Source organism: Amycolatopsis eburnea, assembly GCF_003937945.1.
Lineage (GTDB): Bacteria > Actinomycetota > Actinomycetes > Mycobacteriales > Pseudonocardiaceae > Amycolatopsis > Amycolatopsis eburnea.
The window spans coordinates 207,569-233,834 of sequence record NZ_RSEC01000063.1; the positions used below are offsets into that span (position 1 = coordinate 207,569).

At 72.6% G+C, this 26,266-nt stretch carries 25 protein-coding genes; 14 read left to right on the forward strand and 11 right to left on the reverse strand.

Annotated elements, in window-relative coordinates; all coding sequences use genetic code 11:
• Nucleotides 1–27 precede the first annotated feature (27 nt).
• Genes EIY87_RS44735 through EIY87_RS44745 form a run of 3 tightly spaced genes read left to right on the forward strand, consistent with a single transcriptional unit; the run spans nucleotide 28 to nucleotide 2,277 of the window.
• Nucleotides 28–426: an ATP-binding protein gene (locus EIY87_RS44735; protein WP_125316162.1), complete on the forward strand. Its 399-nt coding sequence runs from the start codon at nucleotides 28–30 to the stop codon at nucleotides 424–426.
• 52 nt (nucleotides 427–478) lie between these two features.
• Entirely contained in the window at nucleotides 479–1,900 is a 1,422-nt protein-coding gene (locus EIY87_RS44740; protein ID WP_125316163.1) for a PAS domain-containing sensor histidine kinase, read from the forward strand.
• Nucleotides 1,897–2,277, forward strand: a complete 381-nt coding sequence (locus EIY87_RS44745; RefSeq protein WP_125316164.1) for a response regulator — start codon at nucleotides 1,897–1,899, stop codon at nucleotides 2,275–2,277. The genes EIY87_RS44740 and EIY87_RS44745 overlap by 4 nt, the downstream gene beginning before the upstream one ends.
• 4 nt (nucleotides 2,278–2,281) lie before the next feature.
• Here the strand turns inward: EIY87_RS44745 and EIY87_RS44750 are convergent, their stop codons facing one another.
• On the reverse strand, nucleotides 2,282–2,656 hold the full coding sequence (locus tag EIY87_RS44750; RefSeq protein ID WP_125316165.1) for an STAS domain-containing protein: 375 nt from the start codon (nucleotides 2,654–2,656) through the stop codon (nucleotides 2,282–2,284).
• Between the two features lie 245 nt (nucleotides 2,657–2,901).
• Here EIY87_RS44750 and EIY87_RS44755 point away from each other — a divergent pair, with 245 nt between their 5' ends.
• On the forward strand, nucleotides 2,902–5,469 hold the full coding sequence (locus tag EIY87_RS44755; RefSeq protein WP_125316166.1) for a hypothetical protein: 2,568 nt from the start codon (nucleotides 2,902–2,904) through the stop codon (nucleotides 5,467–5,469).
• On the opposite strand, the gene EIY87_RS44760 is transcribed toward EIY87_RS44755, so the two are convergent.
• Nucleotides 5,466–6,911, reverse strand: a complete 1,446-nt coding sequence (locus EIY87_RS44760) for a phenylacetate--CoA ligase family protein (protein ID WP_225440419.1) — start codon at nucleotides 6,909–6,911, stop codon at nucleotides 5,466–5,468. The genes EIY87_RS44755 and EIY87_RS44760 overlap by 4 nt on opposite strands.
• A gap of 39 nt (nucleotides 6,912–6,950) precedes the next feature.
• Here EIY87_RS44760 and EIY87_RS44765 point away from each other — a divergent pair, with 39 nt between their 5' ends.
• From EIY87_RS44765 to EIY87_RS44805, 9 genes are all read left to right on the forward strand, one after another.
• A complete protein-coding gene (locus EIY87_RS44765; protein ID WP_125316168.1) occupies nucleotides 6,951–7,427 on the forward strand; it encodes a MarR family winged helix-turn-helix transcriptional regulator in 477 nt (158 codons plus the stop codon).
• Between the two features lie 701 nt (nucleotides 7,428–8,128).
• Nucleotides 8,129–9,133: a hypothetical protein gene (locus tag EIY87_RS44770; RefSeq protein WP_125316169.1), complete on the forward strand. Its 1,005-nt coding sequence runs from the start codon at nucleotides 8,129–8,131 to the stop codon at nucleotides 9,131–9,133.
• Between the two features lie 101 nt (nucleotides 9,134–9,234).
• Entirely contained in the window at nucleotides 9,235–9,540 is a 306-nt protein-coding gene (locus EIY87_RS44775) for a DUF1883 domain-containing protein (protein ID WP_086858244.1), read from the forward strand.
• A gap of 77 nt (nucleotides 9,541–9,617) precedes the next feature.
• Nucleotides 9,618–10,094: an MSMEG_6728 family protein gene (locus tag EIY87_RS44780; RefSeq protein WP_125316170.1), complete on the forward strand. Its 477-nt coding sequence runs from the start codon at nucleotides 9,618–9,620 to the stop codon at nucleotides 10,092–10,094.
• Nucleotides 10,095–11,467: 1,373 nt separating this feature from the next.
• The gene (locus tag EIY87_RS44785) at nucleotides 11,468–14,011 is read left to right on the forward strand and encodes a glutaminase domain-containing protein (protein ID WP_125316171.1); all 2,544 of its coding nucleotides are present in this window, start codon (nucleotides 11,468–11,470) and stop codon (nucleotides 14,009–14,011) included.
• Between the two features lie 22 nt (nucleotides 14,012–14,033).
• A complete protein-coding gene (locus EIY87_RS44790) occupies nucleotides 14,034–15,176 on the forward strand; it encodes a type III PLP-dependent enzyme (protein WP_125316172.1) in 1,143 nt (380 codons plus the stop codon).
• Nucleotides 15,169–15,528: an adenosylmethionine decarboxylase gene (gene speD / locus EIY87_RS44795; RefSeq protein ID WP_125316173.1), complete on the forward strand. Its 360-nt coding sequence runs from the start codon at nucleotides 15,169–15,171 to the stop codon at nucleotides 15,526–15,528. Before EIY87_RS44790 ends, speD begins: the two co-directional genes overlap by 8 nt.
• Nucleotides 15,528–16,391, forward strand: coding sequence for a spermine/spermidine synthase domain-containing protein (locus EIY87_RS44800; protein ID WP_125316174.1), 864 nt, complete (start codon nucleotides 15,528–15,530; stop codon nucleotides 16,389–16,391). Before speD ends, EIY87_RS44800 begins: the two co-directional genes overlap by 1 nt.
• Before the next feature lie 191 nt (nucleotides 16,392–16,582).
• Entirely contained in the window at nucleotides 16,583–17,200 is a 618-nt protein-coding gene (locus EIY87_RS44805; RefSeq protein WP_191984523.1) for a DUF4360 domain-containing protein, read from the forward strand.
• 63 nt (nucleotides 17,201–17,263) lie between these two features.
• Here EIY87_RS44805 and EIY87_RS44810 read toward each other — a convergent pair whose 3' ends face one another.
• Together EIY87_RS44810 and EIY87_RS44815 are read right to left on the reverse strand one after the other, a co-directional pair.
• Nucleotides 17,264–17,695 (reverse strand): hypothetical protein, encoded by a 432-nt coding sequence (locus EIY87_RS44810; protein ID WP_125316176.1) that lies wholly within the window; start codon nucleotides 17,693–17,695, stop codon nucleotides 17,264–17,266.
• Between the two features lie 266 nt (nucleotides 17,696–17,961).
• The gene (locus tag EIY87_RS44815) at nucleotides 17,962–18,396 is read right to left on the reverse strand and encodes a MarR family winged helix-turn-helix transcriptional regulator (RefSeq protein ID WP_191984506.1); all 435 of its coding nucleotides are present in this window, start codon (nucleotides 18,394–18,396) and stop codon (nucleotides 17,962–17,964) included.
• A 74-nt stretch (nucleotides 18,397–18,470) separates the two neighbouring features.
• Between EIY87_RS44815 and EIY87_RS44820 the strand changes: the two genes are divergently transcribed.
• The gene (locus EIY87_RS44820) at nucleotides 18,471–20,534 is read left to right on the forward strand and encodes an MMPL family transporter (RefSeq protein ID WP_125316178.1); all 2,064 of its coding nucleotides are present in this window, start codon (nucleotides 18,471–18,473) and stop codon (nucleotides 20,532–20,534) included.
• A 43-nt stretch (nucleotides 20,535–20,577) separates the two neighbouring features.
• On the opposite strand, the gene EIY87_RS44825 is transcribed toward EIY87_RS44820, so the two are convergent.
• The 7 genes from EIY87_RS44825 to EIY87_RS44855 form a co-directional block, all read right to left on the reverse strand.
• A complete protein-coding gene (locus tag EIY87_RS44825) occupies nucleotides 20,578–20,931 on the reverse strand; it encodes an STAS domain-containing protein (RefSeq protein WP_125316179.1) in 354 nt (117 codons plus the stop codon).
• Nucleotides 20,928–21,983 (reverse strand): cobalamin B12-binding domain-containing protein, encoded by a 1,056-nt coding sequence (locus EIY87_RS44830; protein WP_125316180.1) that lies wholly within the window; start codon nucleotides 21,981–21,983, stop codon nucleotides 20,928–20,930. The genes EIY87_RS44825 and EIY87_RS44830 overlap by 4 nt, the downstream gene beginning before the upstream one ends.
• Nucleotides 21,980–23,602 (reverse strand): PP2C family protein-serine/threonine phosphatase, encoded by a 1,623-nt coding sequence (locus tag EIY87_RS44835; RefSeq protein ID WP_125316181.1) that lies wholly within the window; start codon nucleotides 23,600–23,602, stop codon nucleotides 21,980–21,982. The genes EIY87_RS44830 and EIY87_RS44835 overlap by 4 nt, the downstream gene beginning before the upstream one ends.
• Nucleotides 23,595–23,993 carry an ATP-binding protein gene (locus EIY87_RS44840; protein ID WP_125316182.1) on the reverse strand — a complete coding sequence of 133 codons (399 nt, stop codon included), beginning with the start codon at nucleotides 23,991–23,993 and terminating at the stop codon, nucleotides 23,595–23,597. Before EIY87_RS44840 ends, EIY87_RS44835 begins: the two co-directional genes overlap by 8 nt.
• 92 nt (nucleotides 23,994–24,085) lie before the next feature.
• Nucleotides 24,086–24,469 carry an STAS domain-containing protein gene (locus EIY87_RS44845; protein WP_125316183.1) on the reverse strand — a complete coding sequence of 128 codons (384 nt, stop codon included), beginning with the start codon at nucleotides 24,467–24,469 and terminating at the stop codon, nucleotides 24,086–24,088.
• A gap of 99 nt (nucleotides 24,470–24,568) precedes the next feature.
• Nucleotides 24,569–25,741 carry a VanZ family protein gene (locus EIY87_RS44850; protein WP_125316184.1) on the reverse strand — a complete coding sequence of 391 codons (1,173 nt, stop codon included), beginning with the start codon at nucleotides 25,739–25,741 and terminating at the stop codon, nucleotides 24,569–24,571.
• A gap of 74 nt (nucleotides 25,742–25,815) precedes the next feature.
• Nucleotides 25,816–26,010, reverse strand: a complete 195-nt coding sequence (locus tag EIY87_RS44855; RefSeq protein WP_125316185.1) for an antitoxin — start codon at nucleotides 26,008–26,010, stop codon at nucleotides 25,816–25,818.
• Nucleotides 26,011–26,266: the final 256 nt, after the last annotated feature.

A 26,266-nucleotide genomic window follows, 5' to 3' on the forward strand; every position in this document is an offset into this window, starting at 1 on the left:
CGCGCGCGGTCGGCGAGGCTTGCTGCCGTGGACGTCCCTGCCCCGCTCACGGCGGAGTGCGAACTGACGGGTTCGGCGGGCGGACTGGCCCTGGTGCGCCGGTTCACCCGGCTGACGCTGCGCGCGTGGGCGAGCGGCACCGTCGTCGACGACGCGCAGCTGCTCGTCACCGAGCTGGTGACCAACGCGCTGCGCCACGGCGGCGGCCACCCGTTCCTGCGGCTGGCCGTGGCCGGCGGGCAGCTCCGCATCGAGGTCTTCGACGACGACCCGGCACCCCCGGTGCGGCGGACGGCCGGTGCGGACGGCGGCTGGGGTCTCGCGCTCGTGGAGCGGCTCTCATCGGCGTGGGGGAGCGCGCGCCACGGCCGCGGGAAGGTCGTGTGGTGCGCACTGCCGGCGGCTTCGGCCGAACTCGCCGGGTGAACGACCGGGAACGCGCCATGCCGGGCTCGCGGCGATCCGGCAGAGTTGCCCCATGGACGACGACCGGTTCCGCCTGCTCGTGCAGGGGGTGCTCGACTACGCGATCTTCATGCTGGACACGCGGGGGCGGATTGCCAGCTGGAACGCCGGTGCGGAGCGGATCAAGGGCTTCTCCGCCGAGGAGGTCATCGGGCAGCACTTCTCGATGCTGTACCCGGCGGAGGACGCCGCGGCCGGGAAACCGGACCGGGAACTCGAGGTGGCGGCCGCGGAGGGGCGGCTGGAGGACGAGGGGTGGCGGGTCCGCAAGGACGGCACCCGGTTCTGGGCGAACGTCGTGATCACGGCGCTGTACGACGATCGGGGCCGGTTGAAGGGGTTCGGGAAGGTGACCCGTGACGTGACCGACCGCCGGGCGGCCGAAGTCGCCCTGCGGGAAAGCGAAGAGCGGTTCCGCCTGCTGGTGCAGAACGTGGTCGACTACGCGATCTTCGTGCTGGACCCCCAGGGGCGGGTTTCGAGCTGGAACGCCGGGGCGGCGCGGATCAAGGGGTACGCCGAAGAGGAGATCGTCGGGCGGCACTTTTCGGTGTTCTACCCCGCCGACGAGGTGGCCGAGGGGAAACCGGACCGGCAGCTGGCGGTGGCGGCCGCGGAGGGGCGGCTGGAGGACGAGGGGTGGCGGGTCCGCAAGGACGGCAGCCGGTTCTGGGCGAACGTCGTGCTCACGGCGCTGTACGACGATCGGGGCCGGTTGAAGGGGTTCGGCAAGGTCACCCGCGACATGACCGAGCGCCGCAACGCCGAGCAGGCCGTGCGGGACCGCGGCCGGCTGGTCGGGCACCTCGTGGAGGCCCAGGAGGTGGAGCGGCGGCGGATCGCCTGGGACGTCCACGACGAGTCGATCCAGTCCATGGTCGCCGTCGGCATGCGCCTGCAGCTGCTCGCCGCCCGGCTGCCGGAACCCGCGGCGGCCGCGGTCGAGAGCCTGGACGAGTCCGTGCAGGCCGCCATCGCCCGGCTACGCGGCCTGGTGTCCCGGCTGCGGCCCCCCGAGCTGGACCGCCACGGTCTGGTGGAGGCGGTCTCGGCCTACGTCGACGACGTCGCGGGCCGGTGGGAACTGGCGCACTCGGTGCGCGACGAGCTCACCGCCGAGCCGTCCCCGGAGGCGGCGACCACCGCGTACCGGATCTGCCAGGAGGCGCTCAGCAACGTCCACAAGCACGCCCAAGCCACCAGGGTCGACGTCGTTCTGTCCACAGTGGACAACGGGCTGCGGGTGCGGATCACCGACGACGGCGTCGGCACCGCCGGCGGCGAAGCCGGGGCCGGCCACTTCGGGCTGGTCGAAATGCACGAACGGGCCGAAGCGGCGCACGGCTGGCTCTCGGTGACCAGCACCCCCGGCGAGGGCACGACCGTGGAGTGCTGGCTGCCGACGCTGCCCGACGTGGGGGGAGCCGGAGAATGACCGAGCTGCGGGTGCTGATCTCCGACGACGACGTGATGATCCGCGACGTCCTCAAGGAGGTCCTCGACGAGGAACCCGACATCGCCGTGGTCGCGGTGGCGGGCGACGCCGACGAGGCGATCCGGCTGGCGGAGCGGCACCGCCCCGCGGTCGCCGTCCTCGACGTCCGGATGCCCGGTGGCGGTGGCGCACGGGCGGCGCGGGAGATCGCCCGGTGCAGCCCGGGCACCGCGATCCTGGCGTTCTCGGCCTACGCCGACCGGGCCTCGATCGCCGGGCTCGCGGCGGCCGGTGTCACCGAATACCTGGTGAAGGGCGTGCCCAACCGGGTCATCGTCGAGGCCGTCCGGCGGCTGGGCGGCCGGCAGCCGGACTGAGCGGTCACGGCCGGACGTTCGCGGCGACGCTGTCGAAGTCCGCCGGGAGCAGCGTGAGCAGCCGGCGCACCGCGCGCGACCGCCCGGCGTCGACGCTCAGGTGCGCGCCGGTCGCGTCGGCGAGCAGCTGGGCCCGCAGCAGCGAGTTCAGCCCGGCGACGGAGAAGAACGTGACGGCGGAGAGGTCGATGACGACCTCGTCCACCCGATCGTGGATGCGCGACTGGAGGACCTCGTCCAGCCGGCGGGCGGTGCAGAGGTCGACTTCACCGGAGACCTCGACGACCACCGTGCGCGCGCCGGGGTGGCGCAGGTGCAGCGACATGTGGCCGCCGGCGGCGATGAGCTCGTGGTCGGCCGAGCGGGGCTGGGGAACCATGGCGGCACACCCTTTCCTCGGGCAGCGGGGGCGAACCGGACGTCCGGTACGGGTGCCGGGGAAAAGGCAGCCTGCCGGCGCGCGGCGCGGAGCGTCCGGTAGCGGCTGGCGGCTCAACCGTGAGCCTTCAGCATAGTGCAGATGCACTAGACGGGCCATCGGGCCCAGTCATCGCGAAGTCGCAGATCACGGGCGGTAACGAAACGCACCCCCTCCGCGAGTAACCTGACACGAGGGGGTGATCCATGGTGTCCGCGCGACGGCACGGTGGCTTCGACGAGGCCGAACTGCCCGAGACGCACCGGATCAGGTGGTGGCTGGCGGCCGGCGTGGCGGGGCTCGTCGCCGCGGGGTTCGCCGTCGTGCCCTACCTGCCGTTCTTCCAGAACTGGACGTTCGTCCGGGACCCGAAGGTCGCGAGCGTCATCACCTGGACCGTCCTGCAGACCTCCGTCGTCCTCGTCTCCGTCGTGCTGACGCTGTACTTCGTCGGCAAGGCGCGGCTCGAAGCCGCCGCCTACCGAGCCAACCAGATCGACATCCGGCTGTTCGCCGACGAACGGCCCGAAGGCAGCCACGACCGCGAGATCGACTCCGCCGTCGAACTGACGGCCACCTTCAAGCGGTTCCTCAACGATTCCCGCCTCTACACGCCGACCCCGGTGCCCGGCGTCGGCAGTTCGTACGACTTCATCCAGATCGTCGAGCACGCCGGCGATTCCGCCGACGGCTGGTGGAAAGCCGCCACCAAGCTGATCCGGCTCGCGCAGCCGCCCGCCGCCTTCACCGTCAGCGGCACCATCCGGCCGGGCAACACGACCGGCCGCTACCAGCTCATCCTGGAACTCGTCCGCGTGCCGCGCTTCGCCGCCAGCCCGCTCGTCATCGAGGACGAGAACTGGGCGCGGGTGCTGCACCGCGCGGCGAACGCCGTGGCCGCGCTGGTCATCCCGCGCAGCGCGTACGTCCGCACGAACATCCACTGGGCCGCCTGGCGGGGCGCGAAGATCCCGTACGAGCTCTTCGACGCCTACCAGCGCGCCAACCACTTCATCACTTACCGCCGCTACGACGAAGCACTGGCCGAGTACTACCGGGCGGTCAGCCTCGACCCGGCCAACGTCTACATCCGGCTCGAGATCGCGGCGCTGCAGGAACAGCTGGACCTGCACCTCGACGCGCTCGCGACGTACGACGACGTGATCACCGTCTGCAGCCGCGGCCACCCCACCCTCGCCCGGTGGTGGATCGGCCCCGATTTCGCGCGCCAGCCCCGCCGCGACGCGCGCGGGCGCGACGTCGCCCTGCTGATCGCCCGCTACCGGCACGCGCTCGTGCTCGGCCACGGCGACTCCGTGGCCGGGTCCTGGTGGGTCCGGCGCACCACCGCGGGCGCCCCGGGCGACGCGCGGGCGACGCGCCGCGCCGAACTGCGGGCGGCGATCGAGCTGCGCTTCCGCCGGTACGTCGACCTCGACGTGCGGACGCAGCGGTACGCGACCCCGCGTGAGAAGCGGCTGGCGCTGCACCGGCGCGTGCTGCGCGTGCCAGTCGAAGAACTGGTCGTCCAGCAAGCGTCCCCGGCGCAGCTGGCCGAGTACAACCAGCGTGCCGCGGAAATGCGGTCGTACTTCGCCGCGCTGTCGCAGTACGAGATCGAACGGCTCGTCGAGGACTACCGCCGCTTCGGCAGGCGCTGGCGCCGCAGCTGGCAGCAGCTGACCAACCGCGCGCTCGACCTGTCCCTGGTCTGGGCGGTGCTGCGGCGCGCGATGGCGGACATCGAACCGGTCACCGGCGCCGTGCCCGAACCGCTGCCCGCCTACCCCGGCACCCGCGAGCGGCTGGCCGACGCCTGCCCGGACCGGCGCTGGCCGCCGGACCCGCGGGCGCTCGACCGCACCGTCGAAGCCGCCGGGCCGCGCAGTTCGTGGGAGGAGTGCTACAACGCGGCGAGCGTGTACGCGGTCGCGATGCTCGAAGTCGGGCCGCGCGGCGAACGGGACCTGCGCGACCGCGCCCGGAATCCCCGCCTGGAAGGGGAAGCGCGCGACGAAGTGGCCCGCCGCGCGGTACGCGAGCTCTACCACGCGGCGACGATCAGCCACAGTGGACGGTTGCCGGAGCGCCGCTCGTGGGTGATGGGGGAGGACCCCGACCTCGCGGCGCTGCGCGGGCACGAGCTGTTCCGCGTCTTCGAGATGGTCACGTTCTCTCCGGACCGCGCGGCACCGCTGCGGCCGCAGCGCGCGCACGTGTGGGAGCAGGTCAGCTACGTCCGCCAGCTCGTCGCCGAGATGGCGGGCTGCCGCGCGCACTTCTGGCGGACCCGGCCCGCGGAGCCGGCACCGGACAGCCGGACGGTCGACCGCTGGCGCGCCGCCGACCGCGACGCCTGGCGGAAGCTGGCCGCGCTGGCCACCGGCAAGCAGGATTGGTACACGCGCTACCAGGCGATCTGCGCGTTCCGCGAGTGGTCGGCCGAATCCGGCTACCCGGGGTCGATCTCGGGTTTCCCGCTCTACAGCGAGGAAGGCCTGCACGCCCAGCTGCGCGGCGCGGCGGGCCGGCGCGGGAAGACCGGCCTCGACGCGAACGTCGTCGTCCGCGAGTACGTGCGGCTGTGCGACCAGCGGCTCGACCAGCTGGTCGCCGACATCGCGGAGCTCGAGCGCACATCGGTCGCCGAGGACGACCATCCGGCCCGCGCCCAGCTGTGGGCGGCGCTGTGCTCGTGGTTCGACGACGACATCGCCGACGGCTCGTCCGCGGGCGAGCGGCGCGACCGGTTCCGCCGGCTCGCCTGCCTCTAGGACGGCCGCGTGTAGCGGTGCTTGACCCCGGCCGGGAAGTATTCGGGATCGCCGGCCGGGCGCAGGACGACGTCGGGCAGCTGCCCCTCCGCGGGCACGTAGTGCGCGAACTCGCTGTTGAGCCGCACCAGCTGCGTACGCACGGATTCGGCGATCCGCCCGGCGTCGGCGCTCGCGCCCGGCGCCGTCTCGACGGTGATCCGCAGCCGCCGGTCGCGGTCGGCGTCCTCGACGGACTCGATGACGAACTTGCCGGTGACGGTGTCGCTGATGCCGGGCTGCTCCAGCCCGACGGTGACGTTCTCCGGGTAGACGTTCGCGCCGAAGAACGAAACCGTGAACAGCGACCGGCCGAAGACGTAGACGAACGGCAGCTCCGGCCCGGGCGGCGGCGTGAAGCCGTGACGGGCGCAGTAGGCGAGCAGTTCGGCGTGCGGCAGGACGCCGCCGTCGTCGGCGATGTGGTAGCGGATCAGCGGGATCCCGCCGTCCGCGGTGAACACGAGCGTGCCGTCGTGCACCTCGAAGAAGCGGCTCGCGGGGTCGTACTGCACGAGGGTCGGGAGCCGGGCGTCGCCGAAGACTTCGCGGGCGAGGTCCGGGCGGTCGGCGAAGAACCGCCGGATGCCCACGGACACCGGCGTTTCGGTGCCGAGCACGCCCGCGTCCGCCGTGCCGTAGAGCGACGCGATGCCGGTGAGGGGATCGGCGACCCCGGCGCGCTGGGCGACGAGGTCGCGCCACTGCTCGCTGAAGACCTCGCCGGCGAGGACGAGCTTGATCGCGTACGCGGGCCAGTCGATGCCTTCGGCGAGGCCGGTGTCGACGACGTCTTTGACGAACGGCGGGTAGCCGAGCAGCACGACCTGCTCGAAGTGCGGGGCGAGCTCCGGGAGGACGCGGAGGATCTCGGCCTTGTTGTTCCCCGGCGCCACGACGGTGATCGGGCAGCCCTTGGCGGCGAGGTGGCGCACGCACGCCGTGGTGAAGAGCCCGCCGACCCAGGTCCCGAGCGGGAAGCAGACGACGGCGAGGGTCTTCTTGCGGTCCGCGTGGAAGCCGTCGACCAGCACCTGTTCGAAGCGGCGGGCGACGTGCAGCTCGTCCTCGAGCGCCCGTGGCCAGATGGTCGGGTGACCGCTGGAACCGGAGGAGACGGCGATCATGTCGTTGCCGTCGAAGCTGCCGCCGCGGCACAGGTCGGGCAGCGGGTACTTCCGGTGGTAGCCGGCCTTGTCCACGAGCGGGAGTTTCCGGAAGTCGTCGATCGTCGTGACGTCCTCGGGCGCGATCCCGTGCGTCCGGAGGAAATCCCGGTAGGCGGGCACGGTTTCCGCGGTGCGGCGGAAGAGGTCGAGGACGTGGCTCCCGGCGGCGGGTTCCGGGGGAGCGAAGAAGGTGTCGAACGCCTGCCGCACGCGGGTCTGCCGACCGAGGTCCATGATCGGAGCATAGCGGCCACGGCGTGTCATGATGGGCGCGTGAGCACCTCCGCGGAGCACCACCCCGCCGGCGCGCCGTTGACCCTGTACCTGGTCAAACGGCTCGAACTGGTGATCAGGGCGCTCCTGGACGACGCGCTCCGCCCGCTGGGTCTCACGACGCTGCAGTACACGGCGCTGACGGTGCTGCAGGCGAGCGGCCCGCTGTCCTCGGCCCAGCTGGCCCGGCGGTCGTTCCTCCGGCCGCAGACGATGCACGAGATGGTGCTGGCGCTGGAGAACCGGGGCCTGATCGCGCGAACCCCGAAGGCGGGCAACAAGCGAGTCCTGCTGGCCGGCCTGACCGACGCCGGCCAGTCCCTGCTGGCCGACTGCGCACCCGCGGTGGGCGAGGTGGAGCACGCCCTGCTGGCCGACCTCAGCCCCGGCCAGCGCGCGACGTTCCGCGAGGGCCTCCAGCACGGCGTGACCGCACTGGGAGCGCTGTCAGAACTACGCCGCTCTCAGGAAGCCTGAGTTCTCATCCGGTGCAGCCTCGTTGTGGCGACTGGCCGCCCGGTGTCGCCCGACTGGAGTCTTTACTCAGGCTTGCTGACACTTCCGGATTAGCCCGGACGAGTGGAAGCGACGAGTAGCGCGTAGCACGCGTGTGGCGCCGGACGTTGGAGGGTACGTCCCCTGTCCAGCGCATCCGCACGTGGAGGTTCGCCGACGTGACCCGGGCTAGCGACGTGGCCGCCAGAGGGGCCGCCACCCGCAGGCTACTGGTCGTGGCCGGCGCGGTAGCGGGGATGTGGCTGGTGTTGTGGCTGACTTCGGGCAACGCCGATGCGGCGACTCGGGATGGTTCTGGGGTAGCGACGGGCGGCTTGGGGACGGTCGCGCAGGTGGTGGGTTCGGCCGGAGATTCGGTGGCTCGGGTTGCCGCTACGGGCACCAAGTCTGCGGGGCCGGCCGGACCGGTGGCGCAGGTGCCAGTTTCGGTCGGGCGCCCGGTGGCCGGGGCTGCCGCTACGGGCACCAAGTCGGCGGGGCTGTCGATCGACTCGGCCGGGCGCACGGCGCGTCCGGGTGAGCCCAGTGCCCCCATGGCGACCGACGTTGCCGCTGTCGGCATGGCCTCGTCGGGACCAGCGGCGAGAATGGTGCTTTCGCGAGCGGCGCCAAAGCCAGGGGTGAGGTCGGCGACCGCGCCGGCGGTACGTTCGGCGGGATCGGTGGTTGAGCCGACCGCGCGGGCCCTGTACTCGGCCGAGTCGGTCGCCGACGCCGTGGTTTCGCCGGTGGTGCGCCCCGTTGCGCGTGCGGCCAGGACCCTCGCGCCGGTGGCCGAGCCGGTAGCCGTGGTCGTGCGTTCGGCCGAGCCGGTGGCCAGAACGGTCGCTGCCGTGGTGGCGCCGGCCGCCGCCATTGCCGGGCCGGTGGTCGAGTCTGTTTCGCGTACTACCAGGCCGATGACCAGCACCGTCGTCGCGCCCATCACGGGGCCCGTGCTCGACCCGGTCGCGGATGTGGTGCAGACGGTGGCGAAGCCGGTCACCGCCACGGCGGCCGTCGTTCTGCAACCTGTGGTGCGGGCGGTCGAGCCGGTCGTAGCCCCGCTGACCAGTGCGGCCGCCGACGTGTTGCGGCCGGTAGTCGGTGCCGTCAAGCCGGTACTGTCGCCCGTCACCGAGACCGCCGGAAGCGTCCTGGCACCGGTGACCGATGTCGTGCGGGCGGTGGCGAAGCCGGTTCTCGACACCACCGCCGGATTGGTCGAGCCCGTGGCGCGGACGGTCGAGCCGGTTCTCCCTCCCAGCACCGATGGCGCCGGACGCAACCCCAGTTCCGCTGACGGCATTCTCGGCCTGCCGCATGTGAAAGCGACGCTGCCATCCCGGACAGCTCTTCCTGCCGCGTCCGTGAACGCGGCGGCGGATCCCGGCCCGCAGTCCGAAGTGGACTTTCAACGTTTGGCGCACAAGGCGCGTCAAGCAAGTCCGGCGCACCAGCCGGACCGGACGTTCCAAGTCCATCGTGGACCCGTCGAAACCCCGCCGGCGCCGGTCGGGCCCGCGGCACCGGCGTCGTCCGATTTCGCCGGCGGGTCCGGCAGCACCGTTCCGCCCGCGTTCCTGACCGTCGAACACGGGACCCGCGACCTGCGGCCCGGCACGTCGGCGTCCGAGGATTTCGTGCCGCTCTTCCGGCCCTGCGAACCGGGTACCGGCCCCGGATAGGCCTGTCCCGATCTTCCGCTCCGTCGTGCGCTCCGCGGCGTGTTCCGCGCTGCCCGCGACCAGAACTCGAACCGATCAACCACGCGTGGAAGAGGGACGTAATGGAAGCGAACGTGTTCGACCTCGGGAAAGTGCGAAGAGACGCGGTGGTCACCGTCCGCCTGGACGCGATGGCCAACGTCAGGCTCCTGACGGAGGTCAACTTCCAGGCATACCGGCGCCGGCAGTACTACCGGATGCACGGCGGGGTGGCCACCGCACCGATGTTCAAGATCCACATCCCCGCCAACGCGCACTGGTTCCTGGTGCTCGACGTCGAGGGCCTGGAGAACCTGCCCCTCCGCCCCCGGGTGAGCGTCGAGCCGGAACCCGCCGCGGCGGCCAGGGGACGCACCGGGCGGCGGTGATCGCGCGTCCCTCCGCGACCTTCGGGCCGCGGAGGGACACAGGTGTGGGCGCCCGGCGAAGGGGTAATCCGGGGTGGATGCAGACGTTCCTGCCCTGCCCCGACTTCACGGCCAGCGCCCGCACCCTCGACCGGCGCCGGCTCGGCAAACAGCGCGTCGAGGCCCTTCAGGTGCTGCGCGCGCTCGTCGTGCCCGGCTACGGCTGGCGCCACCACCCCGCGGCGAAGATGTGGACGGGCTACGAAGAGGCCCTGACCCGCTACGGCTTCGAGGTTTGCGCGGTGTGGTGCGCCCTGGGGGCGGCCGACACGTGTGCGGTGAAGCTTGCCGACGAGTACAGGCAGTCGCTTGGCGGTGCGGAGGTGCGGACGCAGGCCGAGCTGGCGGTTGCCGGTGAGCTGCCGCCGTGGCTGGGTGATGAAGCCGTGCACTGCAGCCACCAGTCGGCGTTGGTGCGCAAGGATCCGGACCATTACCGCGCGCAGTTCCCCGATGTGGAGTCGGACCTGCCGTATGTGTGGCCGCCGTCGGACCGGCCTTCGCGTACGGGTTGAGACCGCGCCGTCGGCGGCAGTGCGCGGGATCGGCCCCCGACTGGCGAGGTTCCGAGAGCAGCGCTCTCCTCTATGACAGCTGCCCGAGAGCGGTGCTCTCTGTCATCGCGCCGTCGGAGAGCAGTGCTCTCCTCGGCCGGTGCGCCATAGGGGGACGCGACGCTCCACGACCGAAGGGCTAGCGAACAGCGTGGCCGGCGAACGGCTTACCCCATCGCCGGCTTACCCCTCTGGCCGGATTACTCCATGGCCGGATTGACGTGTGGCTGGCTTGACCCGGGATCGGCCTGACTCGAGAGCGGTGCTCTCCCGACCGTCGAGGCCGCGAGAGCAGTGCTCTCCGTGCTCGGGGCGCTCGGTGAACGGTGCGGTTTGCACCCGACCCGGCCCGACCTCGACCCGACCCCGCCCGGCGCGCCCCGCCCGGCGCGCCCAGCCCGGCGCGGCCCGGCCCGGCCTGATCTGGCCCGGTGCGGCCCGGCCCGGCCTGACCCGGCCTGACCCGGCCCGGCCCGGCCCGGCCTGACCCGGCCCGGCCCGGCCCGGCCCGGCCTGACCCGGCCCGGCCCGGCCTGACCCGGCCCGGCCCGGCCCGGCCCGGCCTGACCCGGCCCGGCCCGGCCTGACCCGGCCCCGCCTGGTTTGGCCTGGCCTGGCGCGGCCCAGCCTGAGATATACCTGGTGTGGCAGCGGCGTACTCCGAAGTTCGGCGCAAGCTGAGAGCGCTGCTCTCTGTGTTTGAGTCCGACCGAGAGCGGTGCTCTCCGCGGTCATAGTCGCCGAGAGCGGTGCTCTCGGTAGCCGAAGTCGATCGATGCGGGCCGGGAGCGGTGCTCTCCGTGGCGAAGCCGACGTGGGGGCGAAGAGCGGCGCTCTCAATGGCGACGCTGAGCGGTGTCGGCCCGAGAGCGGCGCTCTCTTTAGTCGAAGTCGACCGGCGCAGGGTGAGAGCGGTGTTCTCTCTGCCCGAGAGTTGACTGGGCGGAGTGAGAGCGGTGCTCTCCGTTGTCGAGAGCTGGCTGGCGTGGAGTGAGAGCGGTGCTCTCGGTGGCCGAAGTCGGCCGGTGTGGGCCGAGAGCGGTGCTCTCCTTGGTGAAGCTGGCCGCCGAGGGAGCGAGAGCGGTGCTCTCTATCGTTGAGGCTGCGCGAGAGCAGTGCTCTCTGAGGTCAGGGCGGCGGCCCGGCGCGTCATCCCGAGGCCGCGCCGGGCCTGCTGCGACTCGTCCCGCGCCGTGTCGCTCGAATCTGCACCGGACCTGCGGCCCGAGTGGTCCGCCACCCCAATCGTGGCCGACCTTCGGCGGATTTACAACGTTGTACCAACGATGTAAAAGTTGGTCCGCGCTGTTCGCACGCCGTCGAAGGGGTCAACGATGTCCTCGCCTGCACGTGCTCACCTCACCCGTCGCGACCTGCTCCGGCTCGCCGGAGGGACGGCCGCCGCCGTGGCTGCTGCGCTTTGGCTGCCTGGGATGGCTGCCGCGGCGGGGAGCTTCAGTCCTATTCGGCCGCCGGCCACTCCGCTGGTCGTGCGGTCGCCCTACCTGTCCACCTGGCAAGCCGCCGACATCCTCGCCGGTACCTGGGCGAGCTTCTGGACCGGGCACATCACCGCCCTGTGCGGCCTCGCCCGCATCGACGGCGCCGCGTACGTCTTCGCCGGGGCGCCCGCGCTGCCGGGCGGGCCCGCGCTCAGCCCGATGACGCAGGTGAGCCTGCAGGTCACCGGCACGCGGTCGACGTACGTCCTCGCCGGCGGGGGCGTCAACCTCACCGTCACGTTCTTCTCGCCCGTCGACCCCGCGAACCTGCAGCGCCAGTGCGTGCCCTTCGGCTACGTGACCATCCAGGCCGCCAGCGCGGACGGCCGCGCGCACGCCGTCGACCTGCACTTCGACACCTCCGCCGAGTGGGTGCACGGCGACACCTCGACGCCGGTCACCTGGGCCCAGCAGCAGTCCGGCGGCTACACGCTGCTGAGCTGCACACCTGCGACACCGGGAGTCCTCCAGGAGAACGGCGACCAGGCGAGCTGGGGACGGCTCGTGCTCGCCGCGCCGACGTCGGGGACCAGCTGGCAGATCGGGCAGGACACCGTCGTGCGCGCCGCCTCCGCGGGCCAGGGCGCCCTGAACAACACCAGCGACACCGCCCAGCCCCGCGCGATCAGCGACCGCTGGCCGGTTCTGGCGTTCAACAAGAACCTCGGCACGATCCCGGCCGGCGGCTCCTCGGCCCCCTTCACGCTCTCGGTCGGGCACGTCCGCACGCCCGCCGTCCGGTACCTCGGCACCGCGCTCAACCCCTGGTGGACGCACTACTGGGGCAGCTGGCCGGACATGGCCGTCTGGTTCGCCAACGACTACGCGAGCGCGCTGAGCGCCGCGGTCGCGATCGATCAGCGGCTGCACGACGACGCCGTCGCCGCGGCGGGTGGTGGGACCGCCGGTGAGCACTACGCCGGGATCTGCGCGCTGGCGCTGCGGCAGGCCTTCGGTGGCACCGAACTGGTCGACCGCGGTGGCGCGCCGTGGGGGTTCCTCAAGGAGATCTCCTCCAACGGCAACATGTCCACTGTGGACGTCACGTACCCGGCGTTCCCCGCCTACCTCTACCTTTCCCCGGCTTACCTGCGCCTGATCCTGGAACCGCTGCTCGATTACGCCGAGCGCGGCGGCTGGCCGATGCAGTTCGCCGAGCACGACCTCGGTACCCACTACCCGGACGCGACCGGGCACAACGACGGCAACGAGGAGAGCATGCCGGTCGAGGAGTCGGCCAACATGCTGATCATGGCGGCCGCGCTCGTGCAGCGGCTGCCGTCGGCGGACGCCGCCGCCTTCGCGAACGCCCACTACCGGATCCTGCGGCAGTGGGCCGAATACCTCATCGGCACCACCCTCGACCCCGGGTTCCAGAACCAGACCGACGACTTCACCGGGTTCATCGCGCACAGCGCCAACCTCGCGCTCAAGGGGATCATCGGCGTCGGGGCGATGGGCGTCGTCGCGGCCGCGGTCGGCAACTCCGCCGACGCCCAGCGGTACCGCTCGACTTCGCGGAGCTACATCAGCCAGTGGGTGACGCTCGCCGAGGACGGCCAGCACCTCAAGCTCGCCTACGACCAGCCCGGCACGTGGAGCTTGAAGTACAACGGCTTCGCCGACCGCGTGCTCGGCCTCGACCTCGTCCCGCTCGGCGTCGCGGCGCAGGAGGCCGCCTGGTACCAGGGCCGCGCGGGCGCGCACGGCGTCCTGCTGGATCCGCGCAACAACTACACCAAGGCCGACTGGGAGCTGTGGACGGCGGCGTGGCTCACCGACCAGCCGAACATCCGGAACACCCTGGTCGAGGGCGTCTACAGCTACGCGAACACGACACCGCAGCGGGTGCCGTTCAGCGACTGGTACGTCGTCGCCGACGCGACCCAGCGCGGGTTCCAGGCCCGTCCGGTCGCCGGCGGCTACCTTGCGCTGCTGACGCGCCCGGTGGCGTCGACGACGGTGTGGCGGAAGCTGCAGAACCAGCGCTCGGGCAAGGTCCTCGCCGTCTCGAACATGTCGCTGGCCGACACCGCCGAGGTCACGCAGTGGTCGGACAACGGCACCGCCGACCACCTCTGGGCCGTGGTCGACAACGGCGACGGCACCGTCCGGATCGTCAACCGCAACAGCGGCAAGGTCCTCGCGGTGCACGACCAGAGCCTCGACGACGGCGCGCACGTCCAGCAGTTCCAGGACAACGGCACCCCGGACCACAACTGGCGGATCGTCGACGCCGGGGGCGGCTGGTCGAAGCTCGTCAACGTCCGCAGCGGCAAGGTCATGGCCGTCGACCAGCAGTCCACGGCGGACGGTGCCCAGGTGACCCAGTGGACCGACAACGGGACTCCGGACCACCTGTGGCGGTTCGCCTGACGCGGTTTGCGACACTGGCGCCGTGTGCGCCGACCCCATCCGCCGGTTCCTGGCCGAGCAGGACCCGCCGACCCCGTTCCTGGTCGTCGACACCGACGTCGTCGCCGCCCGGGCGCGCGAGGTCCGCGCGGCCTTCCCCGGTGCGCTGATCCGGTACGCGGTCAAGGCCAACCCGGCGCCGCCGGTGCTCGACGCGCTGGTTGCGGCCGGGATCGGCTTCGACGTGGCCGGTCCCGTCGAGCTGGCGCTGTGCCTGGAGCGCGGCGCCGCGCCGGCGGACCTCGCCTACGGCAACCCGATCAAGAAGCCGCGGGACATCGCGTTCGCCTTCGAGCGCGGGGTCCGGGAGTTCACTTCGGACGCGGCCGGCGACGTCGACCACCTGGGCCGGCACGCGCCGGGCTCGGCCGTCTCGATCCGCGTGGTGCTCGACGGGCCGGACTCGGCGACGCCGTTCGGCCGGAAGTTCGGCTGCGAGCCGGCCGAGGCGCTGGACCTGGTGCTGCGCGCGGCCGCGCGCGGGCTGCGGCCCGGGATCGCGTTCCACGTCGGTTCGCAGCAGCCGGACGTCGCCGCCTGGGAAATCGGGATCGCCACGGCGGCGAAGCTGTTCGCCGAGGCCGCGGCCCAGGGGGTCGCGCTGACGCGGCTGAACCTCGGCGGCGGGTTCGCGACCGCGCACCGGGCGCGCGTGCCGTCCCTGGACGCGTACGCGGCGACGATCGCGTCGGCCCTCGAGACGCACTTCCCCGGGCAGCGGCCGGAGCTGCTGCTGGAACCGGGCCGCGTGCTCGTCGCGGACGCGGGCCTGCTGCGGACCGAGGTCGTGCTCGTCGCGCACCGGGGCGAGCGGCGCTGGGTGTACCTCGACATCGGCCGCTACAACGGGCTCGCCGAGGCCGAGAACGAGGCGATCGCCTACCGGTTCGAGCCGGTGGACCCGCGCGGCGGCCCGAGCGGCCCGGTGGTGCTCGCCGGGCCGACCTGCGACGGCGACGACGTGCTCTACCAGCGGACGCCCTACGACCTGCCGCTGGACCTGCGCACCGGCGACCGGCTCGAGCTGCCGGGCACCGGGGCCTACACCGCGAGCTACGCGTCGGTCGGCTTCAACGGCATCGAGCCGCTGCGCACCTACTGCGTCGGGAGGTGGGGCGATGCCTGACGTCGGCCGGTTCACCGGGCGCCACGTCCTGGCCGAGCTGCACGGCGTCGACCCGGGCCTGCTCGACGACGCCGCGCGGCTGGGGGAGCTGCTGCGGGCCGCGGTGACCGAGGCGGGCGCGACGGTCGTCGACGTCGTGGCCAAGCGGTTCGCGCCGCAGGGCGCCACGGTGATCGCGCTGCTCGCCGAGTCGCACGCGTCCGTGCACACCTACCCCGAGCACGGCTCGCTCTTCGCGGACGTGTTCACCTGCGGCGAGCGCGCCGACCCCGAGCACGCGCTGCGGTTGCTGGCGAAGTCGCTGGACGCCGCTTCGGTCCACCTGTCCGTCCTGCACCGCGGAGAACGCTGATGCCCCAGATCCACGAACCGGTCGGTCCCGGCCTCACCCGCGTGTGGGAGGTCGGCGACGTCGTGTACGACGAGCGCACGCCCTACCAGCACGTGCTGATCGGCAAGACCGCGCAAGGCGTTTCGCTGTTCTGCGACGGCGAACGCCAGAGCACCGAGGCGAGCCAGCTCGTCTACCACGAGGCACTGATGGTGCCCGCGCTGCTGCTGGCCGAGCGGGTGCGACGGGTGCTGATCATCGGGTCGAGCGAGGGGGTCGCCTCGCAGCTGGCCGTCGGCGCCGGCGCGTCGCTGGTCGAGCACGTCGACATCGACGAGCAGGCGGTGCGGGCCTGCGCCGAGCACCTGCCCTACGGCTACACGCCCGCCGACCTCGCGCGCGGCGACGGCCCGATCCGGGTGTCCTTCGAGGACGGCTGGGCTTTCCTGGCCGCGGCCGAAGCCCGGGGCGACCTCTACGACGTGGTCGTGATCGACCTGCCGGACGAGAACGACGACCCGGACGCGCAGCACAACCGCTTGTACGGCAAGGACTTCCTCGACCGCTGCGTGCGGGTGCTCGCGCCGGGCGGCGTCGTCACCTGCCAGGCGGGCTGCCCGACGCTGTGGCGCAACGAAACGCTGCGGGCGGCGTGGCGCCGGTTCCGCGAGGTGTTCGGCACGGTGCTGTACTTCGGGTCCGACGAGCACGAGTGGGCGTTCCTGTCCGGCCGCGCCGACCGCGTCGACGACCCGGCCGCGCTCGTGGCCCGGCGGTTCGCGGAGCGGGGGAGCGAGGCGGCGACGCTGGACGCCGAAGCGCTCCTCGGCGGCGCCACCCCGCCGTATTCGCTCCGGCACGGCAGTGGTCCGGACCAGTCTTGACCTTCGATTATCCGAATATTTAACCCCGGCGAACGTGAAATTGCGGGAAATGGTTTTCCCGTACTCTTCGCGGTCGTGTTACTCCGTTCAGTGGCCGTCGAAATGGTTGCGATCGCGCTACGATCTGCTCCGCGCGCGATCATCATGATCACCAGGCATCGTGGCCCGTTTGGAGGAGCGTCATGCTCGTTATGCCGATCGTCGCCGGAATGATTCTGTCCGCTCTCGCCGCACCCGTCGATTCTCCGGCCACCTCGGCGCCGGCCGAAAGGATCACGCTCGACATCAAGACCATCAACGGCTCCGGCTGCCCGGCCGGCACGGCAACGGCGTCCGCGGACGTCGCGTCCGACAACACGTCCTTCACGGTGCACTACACGAACTTCACCGCCAAGGCCGGTGGTGGCGCACCGGCGCTCGAGGCCCGGAAGAACTGCCAGATCAACGTGCTCGTCCACGTACCGCAGGGATTCACGTACGCGATCGCCGAAGCCGAGTACCGCGGCTTCGCGCACATCGAGAGCGGCGCGAGCGCGCTCGAACAAGCCAACTACTACTTCGCGGGGACGGCGCCGACAGCGCGGGTGCGCCACACCTTCCCCGGCCCGTTCCACGGCGTCTGGCGGGCCTCGGACGTGACCGAAGTCGCGGAGCTGGTGTTCGCCCCGTGCGGGGAGAGCCGGAACCTGAACATCAACGCGGAACTGCGCGCCGACGCGGGTACCTCCGCCGGTGGTTCTTTCATCGAAATGGATTCCGAACACGCGAGCGTGGACACCATTTACCACTTCGCCTGGAAGACCTGCTGAATCCCGTCGTGGTGAATGAGTCATTCATGTCGTCCGGACGACATGAATGACTCATTCACGGCGCTAGACGTGCGTGACGAGCAGGGTGACGCCCGCTTCGCCGCCGCAGTCCACGAAGACCGGGCCCACCCCGTTGCCGATGGTCTGGACCAGGTTCGCCTTGGCGACGAAGTGGTCCGGGCCCGCCGACAGGATCCGGACGTTTTCCAGCACCGGGTGCTCGGGGAAGCCGCCGAGCACGGACTTCAGGCCGGTGCCGCCGCCGCAGTCGCCGGTGATCGTCACCTCTTGGCCGCGCCGGGTGGTCGGGTTCGGGCTCACCTGCACGGTGGCCCGCGCCCCCTTCGGGGGCTGGTTCGCGTTCGTCATCGTCCCCTCCGCGCTGCCCGGCTGCGCGGTCGCGCCGCCGGCCATCCCGATGCTCGCCGCCGTGACCAGGCCGGCCGCGAGGGCCACGCCGAGTGCCGTGCGGGTGGTTTTCGGGTTGCCGCGCATGGATTTCTCCTCCCTTGAACCCGGTCTCGGTCCGCCGGATCCGACCAGTCAGTCGCCGGGGGACGGGCCCAGGGTTCTCGCGGGAGGAGAGTGAGACGTGGATCACATGAGCGTCAGCGTGCGACGCGAGGTCGCTCGGTCTCCGCGGTCGGCGCCAGGCGGCATCGTCGCTCGAACCGCTCCATCAGGACGGTAGCGATCAGGACGGCCACTGGGGTGCTCACCGCGATCCACATGCCAGGAGACCTACCCAGGCCCGCGGGCTCTCAATCGCCGGCCGAAAGTCCCGCGATCAGCTCGAGCAGCCTGCCGCGGAAGGCCTGGTCCTCGCCGATGCCGCCGAGCAGGGCGGGTTCGGCGCGCACGGCCTGCTCGTGGACCGCCCGGCCGGCCGAAGTCAACCGGGTCAGGTGACGGCGGGCGTCGGCCGGATCGGGCGTGCGCGTCACGAAACCCGCCTTCGCGAGGCGGTCGAGCGTGCGGCTCATCGTCTGGTCGGTCACCTGGCAGTGCTGGGCCAGCGACCGCTGGGGGAGCGGCCCGTCGCGCAGCGAATGCAGCGCGATCAGCCCCGCGTGGGTGAGACCCAGCTGGGCGAGGACGGTCACCCAGCGTTGCTCCACCAGTCGTGCGGCGACGGCCAGCAGCCGCCCGGTGGGCCAGGTGCTCAGATCGGGTTCGGGGGCTGTGCTCACCGTCACTCCGGGTCGTCGTGCAAAATGTTCAGCCTACTGAACAATTGGGCGTGTCCGCCCTCGAAAGGACCTTAGCGACCATGAACGACTCCCCGCGCCGCCTCCGCTGGCTGCTCCCCGCGCTGCTCGTGGTCGCCTGGCTCGGGCTGGGCGGGTTCGGCGGGCCCTTCGCCGGGAAGCTCAGCGAGGTCGCGAAGAACGACAACGCCGCCTTCCTGCCGAGTTCGGCCGAAGCCACCGAGGTCTCCGACGAGCAGAAGGCGTTCACCCCGCGTCAGGTGCTGCCCGCGACGGTCGTCGCCGAGCGCCCGGCCGGGCTGACCGCCGCGGACCGGCAGTTCCTCGAAGCCAAGGCGCGGGAGCTCGGCGCCGTGCCCGGTGTCGCCGGCCCGCTCGGCGCGCCCGAACCGGCCCCGCGGGACGACCAGGCGGTGCAGCTCAGCGTGCCGATCCTCGCCGACGGCAACCCCGGCGACGTCGTCAAGGAGGTCCGCGCGAAGCTCGCCGGCGCCCCCGACGGGCTCACCGTGCTCGTCACCGGGCCCGCCGGGCAGATCGCCGACCTGGTCAAGGCGTTCGGCGGCATCGACGGCATCCTCCTGCTCGTCGCGGGCGGGGTGGTCGCGCTGATCCTCATCGCCGTCTACCGCAGCCCGCTGCTGCCGTTCCTGGTCCTGCTGTCGGCGGTGTTCGCGCTCGGGCTCGCCAGCCTCGTCGTGTACCTGCTGGCCGAGCACGACGTCCTCGCGCTCAACGGCCAGAGCCAGGGCATCCTCTCGATCCTCGTCTTCGGCGCGGCCACCGACTACGCGCTCCTGCTCGTGGCGCGGTTCCGCGAGCAGCTGCGGGACACCGAAAGCCGCTTCGACGCGCTGAAGCTCGCCTGGCGCGCGACCCTCGAACCGATCGCCGCGTCGGCGGGGACCGTCGTGCTCGGCGTGCTGTGCCTGCTGTTCAGCGACCTCAACTCCAACAAGGGACTCGGCCCGGTCGCGGCGATCGGCATCGGTGCCGCGCTGCTGGCGTCGACGACGTTCCTGCCCGCGGCGCTGGCGCTGTGCGGCCGCGGCGCGTTCTGGCCGTTCAAGCCGGCGCTCGGCTCGCCGCACCCGGAGACGTCCGGCAGCTGGGGCCGGGTGGCCCGGCTGGTCGGCCGCCGCCCGCGGGCGGTCTGGGTGGTGACGGCGCTCGTGCTCGGCGTCGGCGTCGCGTTCCTGCCGCAGCTCAAGGCCTCCGGCACGGCGCAGTCCGACGTGTTCCTCACCCAGGTCGAATCCCGGACGGGGCAGGAGGTGCTCGGCCGCCACTTCCCGGGCGGGCTCGGCGCGCCCGCGATCACGATCGCCGACGCCGGCGCGCTGCCTGAGGTGCTCAAGGCGTCCACAATGGACGGTGTCGCGCAGTCGTTCCCGCTACCCGGCCCTGACGGGCAGCCCAAGGTGGTCAACGGCCGGGTGCAGGTCCTGTCCGTGCTGAACGACCCGGCGGACTCCGAGACGGCGGTCGCGACCGTCGGCAAGCTGCGCGACGCCGTCCACGCGATCCCCGGCGCGAACGCGAAGGTCGGCGGCCCGACCGCGATCCAGCTGGACACGCAGCAGACGTCGAAGCACGACCGCGCGCTGATCATCCCGATCGTGCTGCTGGTGATCTTCCTCGTGCTGGCCCTGCTGCTGCGGTCGCTGCTCGCGCCGCTGCTGCTGATCGCCACCGTGGTGCTGTCGTTCGCGGCGACGATGGGCGTGTCGGCGCTGGTGTTCAACCACGTCTTCGGCTTCCCGGGCGCGGACCCGGTGGTGCCGCTGTTCGGGTTCGTCTTCCTGGTGGCGCTGGGGATCGACTACAACATCTTCCTGATGACGCGGGTCCGCGAGGAGGCGCTGACGCGGGGGACGCGCGAGGGCACGTTGCGCGGGCTTTCGCTGACCGGCGGGGTGATCACGTCGGCCGGGGTGGTGCTGGCGGCGACGTTCTCGGCGCTCGCGGTGATCCCGATCCTGTTCCTCGCGCAGATCGCGTTCATCGTGGCGTTCGGGGTGCTGCTGGACACGCTGCTGGTGCGGTCGTTGCTGGTGCCCGCGCTGACTGTGGACGTCGGGCGGCGGATCTGGTGGCCGTCGAAGCTGGCGCGGGCGGAGGAGTAGGAGTCCGGCGGCCGCCCCACGACCCTCGAGCCGGAGCGCGGTCTCAGGAGTCGCGGACGACCCGGGAGTCCGTCGTCTCGCCCGTCAGGTACCGCGCCGTCCCGGTGAGGGCGAGCAGGCGGTCGAGCGCGGGCTTCCGGTTGTCCAGGCGCAGCCGGCGGCCCGTGCCGACGACCGCTCGGTGCACCTTCAGCAGCTCCGAGAGCCCGGAGGAGTCGCAGAAGCCGATCTCGCCGCAGTCGAGGTGGACCTCCCGGACGCCGGGGTGGTCGGCCAGGCGGTCGGTGACCAGGCGCAGGAGCAGGCCCGCCGTGGCGAATTCGAGGTCGCCGACGACCTCGACGCGGGCGGTGTCCGCCGAGGGGGTGCTCCAGGTGCAGGTCAGCCCGCTGGTCATGCGGAGAGCTCCGATCCGGCGGCCGGTTCCGCCAAACGCGTGTGCGCGGCGCGGAGCAGGCCGGTGGCCCGCGGGAAGTCGCGCAGCTCCGCCTCGAGGAGTTCGAGAGCGGGGACCAGCGAGGCGGCCGGGACGCCTCGCGCGGTGAGGATTCCGGCGGTCCACGTCAGGAATCCGGTGAACAGCTCTTCGTCGCCGACGTAGAGCGCCGTCGCCAGGTACTCGACGATGTGCGCGAGGTCCTCGGCGGTGTACTGGCGCTGCAGGTCGGTGTAGGTCCGCATGGCCGGGATCCGCTCCGCCAGCCCGGCCAGCACCGTCTTCACGAGCCGGCCGGAGCTGCGCGTGACCAGCGTGTACTCCTGGTCGGCCAGGTGCGGCAGGTCGTCGAGCGGCTGGTGCCCGGCGTGCGGGCGGGGGAGCGGCCGCGCGAGCCGGTCGGCCGCCGCCCGGGCGTCGGGCGCCCACGCTTCGGCGCCCAGCAGACGCGCGTAGCGGCCGTCGTGGCCGAAGGCGGCGCCGCCCGCGATGACCGGGGTCGCCGTCGCCTGGCATGCGGTGATCGTGGCGTGCGCGGTCGGCAGGCGGGTCGCCAGCGAGCCGGACAGCGCGACCGCGTCCGGGCCGGTGCGGTGCAGGTGGGCCACCAGGTGCGGGGCGGGCACCTGCGCGCCGAGGTAGTCGACCTGGAAACCGCGCAGGCGCAGCACTTCGCTGAGCAGCCGGGCCGGCATCGCGTGCCATTCGCCGTCGACGCACGCGACCGTCACGCGGCCGAGGTGCGGTTCCGGGCGCTTCAGCAGGTAGCCGAAGGTGGCGATGACGCGGTCGTTGATCGCGGTCGCGGCGTGCTCCTGGGCGACGGTCAGGCGGTTGGCCGCCCACTCCTGCCCGACCCGGCGCTGCACCGCCCCGATCACGTCGAGCAGCACGCTCTCGGGGTCGGTGCCGGCGCCCAGCGCCTGGACCACGACGTCGCCGGCGGTGTATTCGTCGCCGGTCGTCACGGCGTTCCAGAGCCGCTCGGCGTGCTCGGCCACCGCGGTGCTCATGCGGTGTACCTGCCGCGCCCGTGCCCGCCGACGGCGGCGAGGTGCTGCCCGCGCGGCGCGGTGATCGCCAGCACGGCCATGTCGTCGTGGGTGCCGCGCCCGATCCACTGCGAGGCGAGCATCTGCACGCGCTCGACGACGGCGTCGGCGGGCATGTTCGCGCATTCGGCGAGGACCTGGTGGAGCCGTTCTTCGCCGTACATCTCGTCCCCGAGCGGGCCGCCCTTCGCCTCGACGATCCCGTCGGTGTAGAGCAGGCAGGTCTCGCCCGGGGCGAGCGTGACCTCGGCGCTCACCGACTCGATCTCGGGCAGGACGCCGATCAGGCTGCCGCGCGTGGCGGCCTCCTCGACCCGGCCGTCGGCCCGCACGATCAGCGGCGGCGGGTGCCCGGCGGCGGTGACGCGCAGCTTGACGGTGGCGCCCTCGCGCCGCGCGGACGCGAGCACCAGCGTGACGTACCGCGCGTCGGCGTTGTCCCCGAGCGTGCGGTTCAGCAGGTCGAGCAGCCGGTGGTGGTCGCCCGCCATCGGCAGCAGCGCCCGCAGCGTCGTGCGGATCTTGCCGGTCAGCACCGCGGCGTCCAGTCCCTTGCCGCAGACGTCGCCGAGCACGGCCAGCGACTCGTCGCCGTCGGCGGTGATCGCCGAATGGACGTCGTAGAAGTCGCCGCCGATCCGCTCGCCGTCGCGGGCCGGGCGGTAGCGGCCGGCGAACTCGACCCCGCCGAGCTGTTCGAGGGTGGGCGGCAGCAGCTCGCGCATCAGCGTGTCGGTGATGGACGCCTGCAGCGCGAACACCCGCGCCGCCGACATCGCCGCGCCCGCGCGGGCCGCGAACAGCCGCGCGAAGAGCTCTTCCTGGCCGGTGAACGACGCCCGGTCGCCGCGGCGCAGCAGCACCAGCGCACCGGCCGGGACGCCGTGGCCCGGCAGCGGCGTCACGACGATCGAGCCGACCGGGCCGAAGCCGTCCGGCAGCACCCAGCCGGGGGCCGCGGCCGGGTCGAGCCAGCGCGACGGCACCGGCGGGAAGCCCTGCAGGGCCTCGCCGAGGCCGGGCAGGTCGTCCGGGTCGATCGCCAGCCGGGACCGGGCGGGCTCGCCGCCGCGCACGCAGGTGACGGCGGGGAAGGCCCCGCCGTGGCTGGGGGCCAGGACCAGCGCGGCGTCGGCCAGGTGCGCCGCGGCCAGCCGCGCGGCGACCTCCATGCAGCGTTCGAGGTTGAGGGAGCCCAGCAGGGCGGCCGAGGCGTCGCTCAAGAAGGCGGTCCGCTCCTGCTCGCGTGCCAGCGCCTCGCGTGCGGAGCGGGCGTCGGTTTCGTCGACGAGCCACCACGTCACGGCGTCGCCGTGCGGAATCGGGTGCGCGGCGAACGACCGCGCGCCGACCTCGCCGCGGGCGACGCCGTCGGGGCCGTGGGCGGCGGCGAGCCAGTCCGCGACCGTGCCCTCGAGCGCGCGGCCCGGTTCGGCGGTGGGGAAGAGCAGGCGGGCGGCCTCGTTGAGCGACCGGATGACCCCGGAACCGTCGACCGCCAGCGCCGCGACGGGGGCGGTGGCCCACTCGCGCCCGTCGTCGACCGGGGTGGCGGGCGCGGTGCGCGCGCGGTCAGCCACGGGCGCCGGCCGGGTCCGGATCGGTGACCAGCTCGGCCCAGAGGGTCTTGCCGCCGGCCCGGCGCAGCTGTCCCCACGCCGCCGCGCAGCGCTCGACCAGCAGGAGCCCGCGGCCGCCGTCGTCGGACGGCGTCCGGCGCCGGGCGGCCTCGCCGCCCCCGTCGTCGACCTCGATCCGCAGCTTGGCGGCGCCCGGCAGCAGCCGGACGTGGTAGGGCGCGCGGCCGTGGCGCAGCGCGTTGGACGTCAGCTCGTCCACCACCATGACGGCGGTGCTGACGACGTTCGCCGGCAGGCCGCACAGCACCGAGCGCACCCAGTGCCGGACCCTGGCCAGCTCGGTGAGCTCGGCGGAGATCCCCAGCTCGTGCCGCACACCGCGGAGCTTCACCGCCGCCTCCTTCGCCGTACCGGACCCCCTGGAGAGGCCTTCTCCTTCTTCATGCCCGGATCCGGCGCCGCCCACACGGATATCGGAGGTCGTCATGCTCCGCCCCAGGAAGAACGGGCCGCTTCGAGGGTCGGGTGCACCGGCATGGCGTCGCCGAGCCCCAGCAGTTCGATCGGCCGGGTCACGGCGGGCGCGGTCGTGACGACGGCGAAGCGGCCGCCCGCGCGGTGGACCTGCCGGGCGAGGCGCAGCAGCACCTGCAGGCAGCTGGAGTCGCAGTACTCGACCCCGGTCATGTCGACGACGATCCGCGCGGCGCCGGGGTTCGCGGGCACCAGGTCGGCGAGCCGCGCGGAGACCGCGAAGTCGAACTCGCCGCGCAGGGTGTAAACGCCCAGGTCGCCGTCTTCGGAGCTGTCCAGGGACCAGCCGTCGCCGGAGAACCGCTGCCGTGGCCGCGCTGCGTCGGTGGTCATGGGGACTCCAGGTCGGGGGATCGGGAGACGGGCTGGCGACTCAACCCGTTCCAGGCGCAATCTACCAAAGCCGCCCGTCGCGGGCAGCGCGGTGCCCTGTCACTGTCCTTTGAGGACTGGCTGCCGGTCCGGCGGCCCGGCCGCCGGTTCCGGGGCCGCGGCCCCGGGCGGCACGATGGCGGTGTTCACCGTGCGGGTCAGCCGTTCGTAGGGTGCGCGGTGCTCGTCGTCGAGCAGCACCGCCAGCGGCGTCCAGATCCCCACCACGAACACCGACGCGGCCAGCGCCACGGGCAGGAGCAGCTGCCCGGGGTGCGCGCCGAGGTCCCAGCGGTCGAGGTCCAGCACCCACCACGCGACCCACAGCGGGGAGAGCAGGACGCCGTTGCGGACCAGCAGCGCGACCGGCCCGGCCCGGCGGCCGCTGCGCCGCGTCACCCGCAGCAGCATCGCGCGCTTCCCGGGGGTCGAGCCGGTCACGGCGGGCAGCACCACGAACCAGACGACGGCGAGGATCACCACCGGGGTGTCGCGGTGGCGCAGGTCCTCGCCGAACAGCGTGAGCAGGCCGAAGAGGAACCCGAGCAGCGCGGCGAACCCGAGCAGGTCGGTGGCCAGCGCGAAGAGCCGCCGGGTGAAGGTGACCTTCGCGGCGTAGCGGCGCCGGTCGTGCTCCGGTTCCAGTGCGGGCAGCAGGCGGCCGAGGGGACCGGCGAGCAGCCAGCCGGCGACGACGCCCGCCGTGTTGAGGATCAGGTCGTCGACGCTGAACAGCCGGTACGGGCACGGGTAGACGAACCACAAGCCGGTCAGCTGCGTCAGTTCGAAGAACAGGGAGACGCCGAAGCCGATCAGGGTCGCGGGCACGAGCCGCATCCGTTGCGCGTACCGGACGTAGAAGCCGAGCGGCGCGAGCATCACGACGTTGAGCGCCGTGGTCCAGACCGCCGGGTTGTGCAGCAGCGCGCCGGGGCTCCAGTGCCCGCGGGCGCGCTGCGAAACCACTTCGACGAAGTAGAACGGCCGCAGCTGCGGAGAACTCGCGTACGTGTGTCCCGCGCAGTACGCCGGATCGGCGGGCAGCGGGAGCACCGTCTGCGTCGCGATCGCCAGCAGGTAGAAGAGGAACGCGTAGAAGACGAACGTCGGCCACCCGCCGGCGCGGCCGCGGCGGCGGTAGCTGACGAACGCGGCCGGCAGCATGACGGCCAGCGCGACGAGCGGGAAGAGGAGGAGGGCGGTGCGGACGGGGACGAGGTAGGTGGCGACCACGGAGCCGGTGGTACCCAGCCGCGGGAGGCGTGAAGCGTGCCTCGCCCGGACGGCTGGGTTTCACCGGCGGGCGGTCACTGCGGCGGTGCGTCCTGCTGCCCGCCGCCCTGCTTGTGGAGGAAGTCCTTCACCTTGTCGGAGCCCTGGTCGATCTTGTCGGAGTGCTCGCCGAACCGCTGCTTGGCGGCTTCGGCGGCCTTGTCGACACCCTGATCGGCCTGCTCCGGGTTCTTCCCGAGCGCTTCCTTGGCCTTGTCGAACAGGTTCATCGGTCGTGCCTCCGTCCGGAATTCGATCATCGGTCGTCCCGAGGAGAACACCGGCTCCCGCGCCCCGCAACCACCAGGCACCCGTCGCGGGGATTTCGGGTGTTTTCGCGGGTGAAAGGTGGTGTGCGGGGTTTGGGCCGCGGGGTTCGGGGTAGGGCGTGAACCGCTCGGGGCCGCGGCCCGTATACCGGGTGAGGATCGCCGGCCCCGCCGCACGGGCCGGTCGCCGCCGCGAACGACGACGTGAGGCCCCGCC

Bases quoted from the DNA above. Each gene is read 5' to 3' on its own strand.
- EIY87_RS44805 (WP_191984523.1), top strand. From the start codon at position 16,583: ATGCCGATCGTCGCCGGAATGATTCTGTCCGCTCTCGCCGCACCCGTC.
- EIY87_RS44820 (WP_125316178.1), top strand. From the start codon at position 18,471: ATGAACGACTCCCCGCGCCGCCTCCGCTGGCTGCTCCCCGCGCTGCTC.
- EIY87_RS44830 (WP_125316180.1), bottom strand. From the start codon at position 21,983: ATGAGCACCGCGGTGGCCGAGCACGCCGAGCGGCTCTGGAACGCCGTG.
- EIY87_RS44740 (WP_125316163.1), top strand. From the start codon at position 479: ATGGACGACGACCGGTTCCGCCTGCTCGTGCAGGGGGTGCTCGACTAC.
- EIY87_RS44750 (WP_125316165.1), bottom strand. From the start codon at position 2,656: ATGGTTCCCCAGCCCCGCTCGGCCGACCACGAGCTCATCGCCGCCGGC.
- EIY87_RS44775 (WP_086858244.1), top strand. From the start codon at position 9,235: ATGGAAGCGAACGTGTTCGACCTCGGGAAAGTGCGAAGAGACGCGGTG.
- EIY87_RS44785 (WP_125316171.1), top strand. From the start codon at position 11,468: ATGTCCTCGCCTGCACGTGCTCACCTCACCCGTCGCGACCTGCTCCGG.
- EIY87_RS44745 (WP_125316164.1), top strand. From the start codon at position 1,897: ATGACCGAGCTGCGGGTGCTGATCTCCGACGACGACGTGATGATCCGC.
- EIY87_RS44825 (WP_125316179.1), bottom strand. From the start codon at position 20,931: ATGACCAGCGGGCTGACCTGCACCTGGAGCACCCCCTCGGCGGACACC.
- EIY87_RS44755 (WP_125316166.1), top strand. From the start codon at position 2,902: ATGGTGTCCGCGCGACGGCACGGTGGCTTCGACGAGGCCGAACTGCCC.
- EIY87_RS44760 (WP_225440419.1), bottom strand. From the start codon at position 6,911: ATGGACCTCGGTCGGCAGACCCGCGTGCGGCAGGCGTTCGACACCTTC.
- EIY87_RS44780 (WP_125316170.1), top strand. From the start codon at position 9,618: ATGCAGACGTTCCTGCCCTGCCCCGACTTCACGGCCAGCGCCCGCACC.
- EIY87_RS44845 (WP_125316183.1), bottom strand. From the start codon at position 24,469: ATGACCACCGACGCAGCGCGGCCACGGCAGCGGTTCTCCGGCGACGGC.
- speD (WP_125316173.1), top strand. From the start codon at position 15,169: ATGCCTGACGTCGGCCGGTTCACCGGGCGCCACGTCCTGGCCGAGCTG.
- EIY87_RS44855 (WP_125316185.1), bottom strand. From the start codon at position 26,010: ATGAACCTGTTCGACAAGGCCAAGGAAGCGCTCGGGAAGAACCCGGAG.
- EIY87_RS44800 (WP_125316174.1), top strand. From the start codon at position 15,528: ATGCCCCAGATCCACGAACCGGTCGGTCCCGGCCTCACCCGCGTGTGG.
- EIY87_RS44810 (WP_125316176.1), bottom strand. From the start codon at position 17,695: ATGCGCGGCAACCCGAAAACCACCCGCACGGCACTCGGCGTGGCCCTC.